General features: G+C 71.9%; 11 protein-coding genes. 6 read left to right on the top strand and 5 right to left on the bottom strand.

The annotated features are described in order from the left end of the window. Positions 1-68: 68 nt before the first annotated feature. Positions 69-701 carry a GNAT family N-acetyltransferase gene (locus tag ACGF4C_RS19140; RefSeq protein ID WP_393567635.1) on the top strand — a complete coding sequence of 211 codons (633 nt, stop codon included), beginning with the start codon at positions 69-71 and terminating at the stop codon, positions 699-701. A 24-nt stretch (positions 702-725) separates the two neighbouring features. Here the strand turns inward: ACGF4C_RS19140 and dusB are convergent, their stop codons facing one another. Beyond that, positions 726-1,856, bottom strand: a complete 1,131-nt coding sequence (dusB, locus tag ACGF4C_RS19135) for a tRNA dihydrouridine synthase DusB (protein ID WP_362144480.1) — start codon at positions 1,854-1,856, stop codon at positions 726-728. Between the two features lie 194 nt (positions 1,857-2,050). Here dusB and ACGF4C_RS19130 point away from each other — a divergent pair, with 194 nt between their 5' ends. Continuing rightward, positions 2,051-3,514: an MFS transporter gene (locus ACGF4C_RS19130; RefSeq protein ID WP_393567632.1), complete on the top strand. Its 1,464-nt coding sequence runs from the start codon at positions 2,051-2,053 to the stop codon at positions 3,512-3,514. A 71-nt stretch (positions 3,515-3,585) separates the two neighbouring features. Here the strand turns inward: ACGF4C_RS19130 and ACGF4C_RS19125 are convergent, their stop codons facing one another. Then, positions 3,586-4,524 (bottom strand): helix-turn-helix transcriptional regulator, encoded by a 939-nt coding sequence (locus ACGF4C_RS19125; protein ID WP_393567630.1) that lies wholly within the window; start codon positions 4,522-4,524, stop codon positions 3,586-3,588. Between the two features lie 101 nt (positions 4,525-4,625). On the opposite strand from ACGF4C_RS19125, the gene ACGF4C_RS19120 reads away from it, so the two are divergent. The 3 genes from ACGF4C_RS19120 (at position 4,626) to ACGF4C_RS19110 (ending at position 8,135) form a co-directional block, all read left to right on the top strand. Further along, entirely contained in the window at positions 4,626-6,125 is a 1,500-nt protein-coding gene (locus ACGF4C_RS19120; protein ID WP_393567628.1) for an MFS transporter, read from the top strand. A gap of 213 nt (positions 6,126-6,338) precedes the next feature. Further along, complete coding sequence (locus ACGF4C_RS19115; protein WP_393567626.1) at positions 6,339-7,343, top strand: aldo/keto reductase; 1,005 nt, start codon at positions 6,339-6,341, stop codon at positions 7,341-7,343. Between the two features lie 183 nt (positions 7,344-7,526). Beyond that, complete coding sequence (locus ACGF4C_RS19110) at positions 7,527-8,135, top strand: TetR family transcriptional regulator (protein WP_362144468.1); 609 nt, start codon at positions 7,527-7,529, stop codon at positions 8,133-8,135. A gap of 153 nt (positions 8,136-8,288) precedes the next feature. Here the strand turns inward: ACGF4C_RS19110 and ACGF4C_RS19105 are convergent, their stop codons facing one another. The 3 genes from ACGF4C_RS19105 to ACGF4C_RS19095 all read right to left on the bottom strand — a co-directional run bounded on the left by ACGF4C_RS19105 (position 8,289) and on the right by ACGF4C_RS19095 (position 11,391). Then, positions 8,289-9,182 carry a D-alanyl-D-alanine carboxypeptidase family protein gene (locus tag ACGF4C_RS19105; protein ID WP_393567624.1) on the bottom strand — a complete coding sequence of 298 codons (894 nt, stop codon included), beginning with the start codon at positions 9,180-9,182 and terminating at the stop codon, positions 8,289-8,291. A gap of 263 nt (positions 9,183-9,445) precedes the next feature. Continuing rightward, the gene (locus ACGF4C_RS19100; protein ID WP_393567755.1) at positions 9,446-10,132 is read right to left on the bottom strand and encodes a response regulator; all 687 of its coding nucleotides are present in this window, start codon (positions 10,130-10,132) and stop codon (positions 9,446-9,448) included. Between the two features lie 41 nt (positions 10,133-10,173). Further along, positions 10,174-11,391, bottom strand: a complete 1,218-nt coding sequence (locus ACGF4C_RS19095; protein ID WP_393567622.1) for a sensor histidine kinase — start codon at positions 11,389-11,391, stop codon at positions 10,174-10,176. Between the two features lie 152 nt (positions 11,392-11,543). On the opposite strand from ACGF4C_RS19095, the gene ACGF4C_RS19090 reads away from it, so the two are divergent. Next, positions 11,544-12,023 (top strand): hypothetical protein, encoded by a 480-nt coding sequence (locus tag ACGF4C_RS19090; protein ID WP_393567620.1) that lies wholly within the window; start codon positions 11,544-11,546, stop codon positions 12,021-12,023. Positions 12,024-12,267: the final 244 nt, after the last annotated feature.

Raw genomic sequence — 12,267 nt, 5'->3', positions numbered from 1 at the left:
CGTAATGTGCGCACCCGGGCGGCACCACTTACCGTCACCGCCAACGACCGCCGCTCGGGGAGGACTTGATGCTTTCGGAACTCGTCAGCAACTGGGGAGCCGGCTGGGCGATATCGCGCGGTACGCCGGAGCCGGTCACCACGCCCTGGGGCCTGTACCTGGAGGTCGGCGCGCCCGGCCAGGTCGGGCGGCACGTCCTGCCCGAGGCCACCGAGGCCGCGGTGCGCGCGGCCACCGCGTCGGTGACCGTGCCCGACACCTGGCTCAAGGTGTGCCTGGAGGACGCGGAGGTCGAGCGCTGGCTCCCGGCGGGCTGGTACGCCGACCGGGAGGACGCCGGCCACCTGATGGCCACCGATCTGCGCACCACGCATCCGGTGACGCCCGACGGCTACGCCACCTCCGTGGAGCAGCGCGCCGGCGTCACCCACGTACGGGTGCACGAGGCGGCCGGCACGCTCGCCGCGAAGGGCCAGATGGCCGTCCTGGGGGACGCCGCCATCGTCGACCGGGTGGAAACCCATGCCGCCCACCGTCGCCGCGGGCTCGGCAGCGTGGTCATGCGCGCCCTCGCCGACCGCGCCGTGGCCGAGGGCGCCCGCGTCGGCATCCTGGGCGCCACCGACGAGGGCCGGGCGCTCTACGAGTCCCTGGACTGGAAGCGGCAGGCACCGCTGGCGGCGTGCGTGTACCGGCCGTAGGGGCGGCGGGCCGGGAAGCGGGCGTCAGCCCCCGGACGTGTCCAGCTCGGCGTCCACGCTCACGCCCGCGCAGTCGTTCGGGTCGTCCAGCCATCCGTCAGGGAGGACCACGCGGTTGCGGCCGGAGGTGCGGCCGCGGGGGCCGTCGGCACCCGTCGGCCAGGGCTGGTCGAGGTCCAACTCGCCCAGCAGATCCGAGAGTTCGTTGAGGGAGGAGGAGACCGCGAGGTTCTTGCGCATCTCCGATCCGATCGCGAAGCCCTTGGTGTACCAGGCGACGTGCTTGCGGAAGTCGATGACACCGCGCGCCTCGTCGTTCAGCCACTCGCCGAGCAGGGTGGCGTGCCGCAGCATGACGTCGGCGACCTGCTTCATCGTCGGCCGGGCGTAGTCCTCGGGGCGCCCCTCGAAGGCGGCCACGAGATCGCCGAAGAGCCACGGCCGGCCCAGGCAGCCCCGTCCGACGACGACACCGTCGCAGCCGGTCTCGCGCATCATCCGGACCGCGTCGTCCGCGGACCAGATGTCGCCGTTGCCCAGCACGGGGATCTCGCCGACGTGGTCCTTCAGGCGCGCGATGGCGTCCCAGTCGGCGGTGCCGCCGTAGTGCTGGGCGGCCGTGCGGCCGTGCAGGGCAATCGCGGTCACCCCCTCCTCGACGGCGATCCGGCCGGCGTCCAGGTAGGTGATGTGGTCGTCGTCGATGCCCTTGCGCATCTTCATGGTCACCGGCAGCCCGCCGGCGTTCGCCACCGCCTCACGCAGGATGGAGCGGAGCAGCGGGCGCTTGTACGGCAGGGCCGAGCCGCCGCCCTTGCGGGTCACCTTGGGGACCGGGCAGCCGAAGTTCAGGTCGATGTGGTCGGCGAGGTCCTCCTCCGCGATCATGCGGGCCGCCTTGCCGACGGTGTCCGGGTCGACGCCGTACAGCTGGATCGAGCGCGGCTTCTCCGTCGCGTCGAAGTGGATCAGCTGCATGGTCTTCTCGTTGCGCTCGACCAGCGCCCGGGTCGTGATCATCTCGCTGACGAACAGGCCCTTGCCCGCGGAGAACTCCCGGCAGAGCGTCCGGAACGGGGCATTGGTGATCCCGGCCATGGGCGCGAGGACCACGGGCGGCTGCACCGTGTGCGGACCGATCTGCAGCAGCGACATGGAGCGATACCTTCGACTTTCTCCGGCGGTTCTCTTCGGGTGTGCCCGGTGTCCGGGGCGGCGGTACGGGCGGGCGGGCCGGCGCCTCGCGGCCTGACGCGCCACGGACGACGGGCTGCGGCCTCCCATTGTCCCGCACCGTGCCCGCGCCCCCGCCAGGGCCGGACCCACCGGGATCGTTGTAGCGTTCAAGGATGCCCGATCTCAGCCGCCGACGGCGTCTGCTCGTGCTGGCGATCTGCTGTCTGAGCCTGCTGATCGTCAGCCTGGACAACACCGTCCTCAACGTCGCGCTGCCGTCCATGCAGCGCGAACTGCACGCCTCGGTCTCGGGGATGCAGTGGACGATCGACGCCTACACGCTGGTGCTGGCGTCGCTGCTGATGCTGGCCGGTTCGACCGCCGACCGGCTCGGGCGGCGGCGGATCTTCCTGGTCGGGCTGGTGGTCTTCGCGCTCGGCTCGCTGCTGTGCAGCCTGGCGCCCGACCTGGAATGGCTGGTCGTCTTCCGGATGGTGCAGGCGGTCGGCGGCTCGATGCTCAACCCCGTCGCGATGTCGATCATCACCAACACCTTCACCGACCCCCGGGAGCGGGCCCGCGCCATCGGGGTGTGGGGCGGTGTCGTCGGCATCAGCATGGCGGCCGGGCCGGTGATCGGCGGGCTGCTGGTGCAGAGCGTCGGCTGGCGCTCGATCTTCTGGATCAACGTCCCGATCGGCGCGCTGGCGCTCTTCCTCACCCTGCGGTACGTGCCGGAGTCCCGCGCCCCGAAGCCGCGCCGGGTCGACCCGGTCGGCCAGCTGCTGGTGATCGCGCTGCTCGGCTCGCTGACGTACGCGATCATCGAGGCGCCGGACGCCGGCTGGGCGTCGGCGGAGATCCTGACGTTCGTGCTGGTGGCGCTGGTCTCGCTGGGGGCACTGATCGGCTACGAGCGGCGCCGGCGGGAGCCGCTGATCGATCTGCGGTTCTTCCACAGCGCGCCGTTCAGCGGCGCCACCATCGTGGCGGTCAGCGCGTTCGCCGCGCTCGGCGGCTTCCTCTTCATCAACACGCTCTACCTGCAGAACATCCGCGAGCTGTCCGCACTGGACGCCGGGCTCTACATGCTGCCGATGGCCGGGATGACGCTGATCTTCGCGCCGCTGTCGGGGCGGCTGGTCGCGGGCCGCGGCCCCCGGCTGCCGCTGCTGCTGGCCGGGACGACGATGGGCGCGAGCGGGCTGCTCTTCGCCGGGTTCGACGCCCAGTCGACGAACTGGCTGCTGTTCCCCGGCTACGTCCTCTTCGGCATCGGGTTCGGCCTGGTCAACGCGCCGATCACCAATACGGCGGTGTCCGGGATGCCGCGCGCCCAGGCGGGCGTGGCCGCGGCCGTGGCCTCCACCAGCCGCCAGGTGGGGCAGTCGCTCGGCGTCGCGGTGATCGGCGCCGTATTGGCGAGCGGGGCGCATGCGGCGGCCACCGCGGACGAGTTCATCGCGGCCGGCCGCCCGGCCTGGTGGATCATCGCCGGCTGCGGCGCGGCGGTCCTGCTGCTCGGCGCGCTGACCACGGGCCGCTGGGCGCAGGCCACCGCGCGGCACACGGCGGAACTCTTCGAGGACGACGAGCGGAGCGCCGCGGCCACCCGGGCACCGGGCCGCAGCGCCTGAGGCCGCGGCACTGCGTCGTACGAGCCTTGGGCAGTGCGTCCTTCGAGGCTGTGGCACTGCCTCCTACGACCTCACGCCGGGACGAGCGCCAGCTTCTCCAGCTGCTCCAGCCGCTCACGGGAGGTCTCGTCCACGGGCGTGTAGGAGACCAGCTTGGGGCCGGGGTTGGGGCCCGTCCACAGGCTGGTGGCGGTCAGTTCGAGCACGCCCACCCGTGGGTGGCGGAAGAGCTTGACGGAACTGACCGGGCGGACGACCTCGTGCTGGGCCCAGATCTCACGGAACTCCGGCGACGCCTCCGTCAGCCGGGCGACCAGCGCCTTCCAGGCCGGCTCGGCCACATGCTCGGCCATCGAGGCGCGGAACTTGGCGGCCATCACCCGCATCGTGGCGTCCAGGTCGACCACGCTCGCCCGCCACTGGGGGTGGGTGAACGCCAGCCACATGCAGTTGCGGTCCTCCTCCGGCAGCGCGTCGAGGTCGCACAACAGCTGCCCGTAGGTGCTGTTGTAGGCGAGGATGTCGAACCGGGAATTCTGGATGACGGCGGGGAACGGCGCGAGCTGGTCGAGGACCTGGCGCAGGGCCCGCGGAACGCCGGTGCACTCCTTGCCCGGCACGGGGTCGACGGCACCGGCGAGCGCGAAGAGGTGGCTGCGCTCGGCGCGGTCGAGCAGCAGCGCACGGGCCACCGCGTCGAGGACCTGCGGCGATACGTGGATGTCCCGGCCCTGTTCGAGCCAGGTGTACCAGGTGACGCCGACCGCCCCGAGGTGCGCGACCTCTTCGCGGCGCAGTCCCGGGGTGCGGCGGCGGGCACCGCGCGGCAGACCGACCTGCTCCGGGGTGATCCGCTCGCGCCGGCTGCGCAGGAAGGCGGCCAGCTCGGCCCGGCGGGCGGCGTCGTCGCGCGGGGGTGCGGCGCCCGTTTGGCGGGCCGTCCCGGACGGCGAGGTCGTGGCGGCACCGGGTGGTGTGGCAGCCTGCGTCAGGGTCGCGTCGACGGTCATGCCTCCAGCGTGCCGCAGTGCCCAGGCGGTTGCCAGGTAGCAGTGATACCAGGATAAGGACACTCTGGTACCCGGCTGAGCGCTCCACGATCGTCGTATCCGTGAGCGAAACCCGAGCACAGACCATCCCTGTTGAACCCCCGGTGGAAACACCGGTCGACATCCCGGCCGGCACCCCGGCCGACACCCCTTCCGGCACTCCGCGACAGGCATCGGCCACCGCCGCCCTGACTCCGCTCGGTCTGCTGACCGTGCTGCTGGGCGCGGCCCTCCCGATGATCGACTTCTTCATCGTCAATGTCGCCCTGCCGACCATCGACCACGACCTGCACGCGGGACCCGCGATGCTGGAGATGGTGGTGGCCGGTTACGGCGTCGCCTACGCCACGCTGCTGGTACTGGGCGGGCGGCTCGGGGACATGATCGGCCGGCGCCGGCTGTTCCTGTGGGGCCTGGCCACCTTCGGTCTGACCTCGCTGGCGTGCGGGCTCGCCCCGGACGCCGCGACGCTGGTCGCCGCCCGGGTCGCCCAGGGGGCGTCCGCGGCACTGCTGCTGCCCCAGGTGCTGGCCACCATCCAGGCCACGACGACCGGGAAGCGGCGCGCCAAGGCGGTCAGCCTGTACGGCGGCACGGCCGGGGTTTCCAGCGCCGTCGGCCAGGTGCTCGGCGGGCTGCTGGTCTCGGTGGACCTGGCGGGCTCCGGCTGGCGCGCGGTCTTCCTGGTGAACGTCCCGATCGCCGCGGCGGCCTGGCTGCTGGCCGCCCGTACGGTCCCCGAGACCCGCTCGCCGCACCCGACCCGGGTCGACGTCCCCGGCACCGCCCTGCTGGCCGTCTCGCTGATCACGCTGCTGCTGCCGCTGACCGAGGGCCGGGCGGCCGGCTGGCCCCTGTGGTCGTGGCTCCTGCTGGCCGTCTTCCCGTGCGCCGGCGCCGCGTTCTTCCTGGTGGAGCGTCGGGCCGAACGCATCGGCCGGACCCCGCTCGTCCCGCCGTCCCTCCTGCGCATCCCGTCGGTGAACAGCGGCCTCACCATGATCGTCCCGTTCTCGGTGGGGTTCGGCGGCTTCATGTTCGTGGTGGCCGTCGCGCTCCAGACCGGCCTGCACTACGGCCCGCTGGCGGCCGGGCTGTCCCTGCTGCCGCTCTGCGTCACCTTCTTCATCGCCTCGCTGGCGGGGCCGCGGCTGGTGGGGCGGTTCGGGCGGCGGGTGGTCTTCACCGGCTCGCTGATCCAGGGGGCCGGGCTGATCGCGCTGGCGCTGACCGTGCACGCGGGCTGGCCGGGCATCTCGGTGGCCGGGCTCGCGCCGAGCATGGCGCTGCTCGGCCTCGGCCAGGGGCTGGTGCTGCCGGTCCTGATGCGCATCGTGCTGAGCGAACTGCCGGTGGCGCAGGCGGGCGTGGGCGGCGGCGTCATGGTCACCACTCAGCAGTCCGGCCTGGCGCTGGGCGTGGCCACCCTCGGCACGCTCTTCCTCGCGCTGCTGCCGTCCGTCGGCATCCGCGATGCGCTGCTGGCGGCCCTGCTGACGCAGCTGGCGATCGTGGCGGGCACCACGGCGCTCGCCCTCCGACTGCCGCGCGCACTGCGCTGACCTGCGGAAACGGCGAAGGGGCACGGGGAAGAGCACGGGAGGGGCACAGGGAGGAGCAGGTTCCACATCGCGACGACTGACAAATATTGAAATCTGTCAGCCGTCATGTCATAGTTGCTTGCGTGAGGGATCCGGACCGGCCCCCGCCGGACGGCGGACCGGGCCCGCCTCCCTCGCCCATCCCTCCCCTCGTCATCCATTCAGGAGCACGCAGTGCAGACCCGCACCCTGGGCACCACCGGCCCGCAGACCTCCGCCCTCGGCCTCGGCTGCATGGGCATGTCCGCCCTCTACGGCGACAGCGACCGCACGGAATCCCTGGCCACCGTCCACGCCGCCCTCGACGCCGGCATCACCCTGCTCGACACCGGCGACTTCTACGGCATGGGCCACAACGAACTACTGATCAACGAAGCGCTGCGCACCGCCCCCGCCGCGGCCCGTGAACACGCGCAGATCAGCGTCAAGTTCGGCGCCCTGCGCACCATCGAGGGCGGCTTCACCGGCTACGACGGCCGGCCCAACGCGGTGAAGAACTTCGCCGCCTACTCCCTGACGCGCCTGGGCACCGACCACATCGACATCTACCGGATCGCCCGGCTCGACCCGGACGTCCCGGTCGAGGAGACGGTCGGCGCCATCGCCGAGCTCGTCGAGGCGGGACACGTCCGGCACATCGGCCTCTCCGAGGTCGGCGCGGAGACACTGCGCCGCGCGGCCGCCGTGGCCCCGATCTCCGACCTCCAGATCGAGTACTCCCTCATCTCCCGCGGCATCGAGGACGCGATCCTGCCCACCGCCCGCGAGCTGGGCATCGGCATCACGGCCTACGGCGTGCTCTCCCGCGGCCTGATCAGCGGCCACTTCGACCGGGACCGCAAGCTCGCCGCCAACGACTTCCGCGGGATGAGCCCGCGCTTCCAGGGCGAGAACCTCGACCGCAACCTCGACCTGGTCGACGCGCTGCGCAAGATCGCCGAGCAGAAGGGCGTCTCGGTGGCCCAGATAGCCATCGCCTGGGTGCTCTCCCGCGGCGAGGACATCGTCCCGCTGGTCGGCGCCCGCCGCCGGGACCGGCTCTCCGAGGCGCTCGGAGCCCTGGACGTGACGCTGGGCGCGGAGGACCTCGCCGCGATCGAACGGGCGGTCCCGGCCGGTGCCGCGGCCGGCGACCGGTACCCCGCCGAGCAGATGGCCCACCTCGACAGCGAGCACTGACCACCGGCGGGGCGGCGGCTTGCGGGAGCGGCCAGGTACCGTCCGTAGGTACCGCACAGGGTCCCCGGTGCGCCTGGGTGCACCAGCGGCCCCGCCCGCGGATCCGGTACGGGCGCCGCCTCGGCGCCCGCCCACCGTCGTCCGTACCCGCCCGTCCGCTCCTCCCGAAAGGCCGTCCGCGCCATGCCCCCCGAGTCGTTGACCCCCGAGCGCATCCTCGAAGCCACCGAGGAGGTGCTGCGCCGCTACGGCCCGGCGAAGGCCACGGTCGTGGACGTGGCGCGCGCCCTGGGCGTCAGCCACGGCAGCGTCTACCGCCACTTCCGCACGAAGACGGCGCTGCGGGAAGCGGTCACGGCACGCTGGCTGGACCGTACGAGCCAGCAGCTGTCCGGCATCGTGACGGAGGAGGGGCCGGCGGCCGAGCGGCTGGACCGCTGGCTGACCGCGCTCTTCGAGGCCAAGCGGCACAAGGCGGGCGACGATCCCGAGCTGTTCGCGACGTACATGGCGCTGATCGGCGAGAGCGGTGGTGTGGTCGACCGGCACGTCACGGACCTGGAGTCCCAGCTGACCCGGATCATCGAGGACGGCGTCGGCGAGGGCACCTTCCAGACCCCCTCCCCCGCCGTCACCGCGCGCGCCGTCTTCGACGCCACCGGCCGCTTCCACGACCCGTGTTACGCCGCCGAGTGGTCCCGCCCGGAGATCACTGCCGACTTCGAGGCGGTCCGCGATCTGGTCCTCCGCGGCCTGCGCCCCGCCCCGACGGGCCGGGCGGACCGGACGTAGGCCCCGGCGGAAACGGCAGGACGGCAGGTCGGCAGGACGGCAGGGAGGACCCGGCGGAAACGGCAGAGGGCCTGCCCACGGCCGACCGGCCGCCGACAGGCCCCCTTGACCCGAGCGGTACGGCCCGGGCCGTATCGACCCGGGCCGTAGGGACTACTTCTTGAAGGCGTAGTCCAGCAGCTTCTTCGCGTCCGCCGTGCGGTTGGGAACCGAGGAGGAGGCGAGGATGGTACCGATGACGGTCTTGCCGTTACGGGTGGCGGCGAAGGCCAGGCAGAACTTGGCCTCCGGACCCGAGCCGGTCTTGACGCCGATGGTGCCGGCGTAAGTGCCCAGCAGCGGGTTGGTGTTGGTCCACTCCATGTAGCGGTAGCCACCGCTCTTGGTCGTGACCTTCTGCTTCGTCGACTTCGTCTTCACGACCGTACGGAACGTGGAGTACTTCATCGCGTTGCTGGCGAGCTTGGTCAGATCGCGCGGCGTCGAGTAGTTCGCGCCGTGGCCGATGCCGTCGAACGAGTCGAAGTGCGTGTTCGTCAGGCCGAGGCTCTTGGCCGTGCTGTTCATCTTGCCGATGAACGACTTGACCCGCGCGTCCCGGGTCGAGCCGCTGCCGAACTTGTCGGCGAGCGCGTAGGCGGCGTCGCAGCCGGACGGCAGCATCAGCCCGTAGAGCAGCTGACGGACCGAGACCTTGTCGCCGACGATCAGGTGGGCCGAGGAGGCCCAGTTGTTGTCGACGATGTAGTCGCTGTACGCCTTCTGGATCGTGACCTTGGAATCCAGGTTGAGGTTCGACTGCCCGAGCACCACCCGGGCGGTCATGATCTTGGTGGTGGAGCCGGTGGAACGACGGGTGTCCGCAGCCTTGGTGAACAGGGACTTGCCCGTGCTGTTGTTCATCACGAACCCGCCCGCGGCGGTGATCGTGGGCGTCGGGAGTGTGGCGGCCTGCGCCGGAGCGGCGAACGCCCCGGCCGTCAGAACGGCACCCGCGGTGACGACTGCCGCGGAGACGCGACGAATGCCCTTAATGCCGGTTTTCAAATTGAATACTCCAAATACCCCTGCGGTGCGGCCCATAGGAGAAAGCCGCTCGCCTGTGAGACGCGGGAAAAGAGGCAATGGATGCACGTGAAGGGACAGGAAATGCGTTCCCAGCCGGATCTGCACGCGAAAGCGCAGCCCGGATCGAATACCCCGGCGGCCGGCGAACCGCGGTTCGAGCCGCCACGACCATCGATACGCCCCGAACAATCGCCAAGGCCCCCTGGAGGACCGCCAACGTACCCTGGGTGGCGCCGGGCCCCCTAGCCGCCGACCCCCAGGAAGCGCAGCACCGCCAAGACCCGGCGGTGGTCGGCGTCCGCCCTCGGAAGGTCCAGCTTGGCGAGGATGTTGTTGATGTGTTTGGCGACCGCGCTCTCGCTCACCACCAGTCCGGCGGCGATCCCTGCGTTGGACCGGCCCTCGGCCATCAGCGTGAGGACCTCCCGCTCACGGGCCGTCAGCCGCTCCAGCGGATCGCTCGACCGCCGTACCAGCAACTGCGCGACGACCTGCGGGTCCAGCGCGGTGCCGCCGTCCGCCACCCGCCGCAGCGCCTCAATGAACTCCTCGACATCAGCCACCCGCTGTTTGAGGAGATAGCCCACACCGCTGGTGTTCGAGGCCAGCAGATCGGCCGCGTAGCGCTCCTCGACGTACTGCGACAGCATCAACACCGCGGTTCCGGGCCACCGTTCGCGGATCGACAGGGCGGCGCGCACCCCCTCGTCCGTGAAGCCGGGCGGCATCCGCACATCCACCACCGCGAGGTCCGGCCGGTGTTCGGCGACCGCGGCCAGCAGCCCCTCGGCGTCCCCCGCCTCGGCGGCCACCTCGAACCCGGCCATCTCCACGAGCTTGACCAGCCCGATCCGCAGCAGAACGGAGTCCTCCGCGATCACGGCACGCCGTACGGCACCCGGCCCGGCACCCTGCGCACCGGCCACCATCGCTTCCGCCGCACGCCCCATCTCATCCCCCATGTCACGCCTCACTTCGGGCACGGCAGCTCCACGCTCATCATGGTCGGGCCCCCCACGGGGCTGCTCATCCGGAATGTTCCGTCCACGGACCGCACGCGCTGGGCGAGCCCGGTGAGACCACTCCCCTTGGACGGATCGGCCCCGCCCGCACCGTCGTCGGCGATCACCACCCGCAGTATCTCGCCCAGCCGGGTGACCGTCACATCCACCCGGGTCGCCTCCGCGGCGTGCTTGGCCACGTTCGTCAGCGCCTCGGAGACCACGAAGTACGCCACCGCCTCGATGGCCGGCACGGTGCGCTGCGCCAGATCCACCCGCAGCCGTACGGGCAGCGGCGCCCGGGCGGCGAGCCCGGACAGCGCGGCGTCCAGCCCCAACTCGTCCAGGACGGCCGGGTGCAGACCGCGCACCAGACTGCTGAGCTCCTCGATGGCCTCCTTCGCCTCCCGGTGCGCGGTGTCGATCACCTCGCGCGCCTCGGGCGGCAGGTCGGTCAGCGTCGCCTTGGCCAGACCCAGGTTCAGGGCCAGCGACACCAGGCGCTGCTGGGCGCCGTCGTGCAAATCCCGTTCGATGCGGCGCCGTTCGGCATCCGCGGCGTCGACCGCACCGGCCCGGCTCTCGGTCAGGTCGATCACCCGGCGCGCCAGGTCCTCGTTCCGGTCGGGCCCCAGCAGACCGGGTGCGAGCTGCGTCTCCAGGCGCACCACGACCGCGGCGAGAGAGGGGACGGCGGCGAGCGCGGCGAGGCCGGCGAGGGTGACGTAGAAGGCCTGCGTGTAATAGCCGGGGTGGCTGACCCGCCACCCCAGGGGGGCCGCCCATATCCACGCGTACACCGTGACGGCGGCCAGGCCCGCCAACAGCAGGCTGAGCACCAGCACTTCGAGCCCGCCGAGCAGCGCTCCCACCAGGCAGTGGTAGCCGAACCGGCGCTGCCACCGCCGCCACCACCCCGGTGCGGGGATGTCGATCCCGAGGAACCGCCGGAAACGCCAGCGCTGGGCGGCGGTCAGCGCGGGCACGGACGACACGGTGAGCACCAGCGTGAGCCCCAGCACCACCGGCACGCTGCTGTCGTTCCCCTCGACGATCTCCCATACGAGACCGAAGGCCATGAACAGCAGGAACCCGATGAGGAGGTGCAACGGCGCCCCGAGGGCGAGGAAGTACGTATCGCGGGTCAGCCGGGTGAGCGCGCGCCGCGTCCGGGGCGGAATCTTCATGATCCAACGTTATGCGCCGACCGCTGCGGCCTGCCATGAAGCCCGTTGCCGGACCAGGGGTACAGCTGGTGCCACCCCAAGTCGGACAGCCGCATTACTGACCGTGACCGGCAAAACCCGGAGTCTTGATCACGAGCCCGAAGGCCGGGTTCGTGACCTTGAAAGAGACCTCCGCCATGGCCCTGATCGCCTTCAACCCCCCTGTCGACAAAGGACGTTGCACGGCGAACGGCGCCGTGCGCGGGGGCCTGCTGCTGAGCCGCGCCCGTCGCTGGCAGGTCCGTATCCTCGCGGGTGCCGGGCTCGCGCTGCTGCCCTGGCTCGGCTACCTCGCCGGCACCCTGCCGCCCGCCGAGGCCACCGCCTGGGTCACCCTCGACGCCCTGGAGGCCGTCGCACTGCTCACCGCCGGCCTCCGCATCCTGCGTGCCGATCCGCGCCACCGCGCCCCCGCCGGCGCCGCGGCCGTCCTCCTGCTCGCCGACGCCTGCATCGACGTCGCCACCGCCGCCCCCGGCCCGGAGCTGGCCACCGCAATAGCCATGGCCCTGGCCGCCGAACTCCCCCTCGCCGCCGTCTGCGCCTGGCTCGCGACCCGGCCGATGCGGGCAGTCGAGCGCCCGGGCACTTGAGAGACGGGACGCCCAACGGGCACGTACGCCACGCCCCACGGAACACCCGGCGGGGCGTTCACCGAACCCACTAGGGGACCGTCGAACAGATCCCGTAGGGGACGCGAGGCCCCCCTGCGGGGCCACAACGTACGGGCGGGAGTGGGTATTCCCAGGACGAGCACGCGCGGGCGAGCGTCCCCGGCCGCCTCACGGCAAAAACGATGACGGGACCGGCCCCCGCAAGGGGACCGGTCCCGTTCAT

It is taken from the genome of Streptomyces sp. NPDC048197, assembly GCF_043202395.1.
GTDB lineage: Bacteria > Actinomycetota > Actinomycetes > Streptomycetales > Streptomycetaceae > Streptomyces > Streptomyces siderophoricus.
Note: the sequence above shows the minus strand (reverse complement) of the source record. Positions and strands in the feature narration are given on the sequence as shown.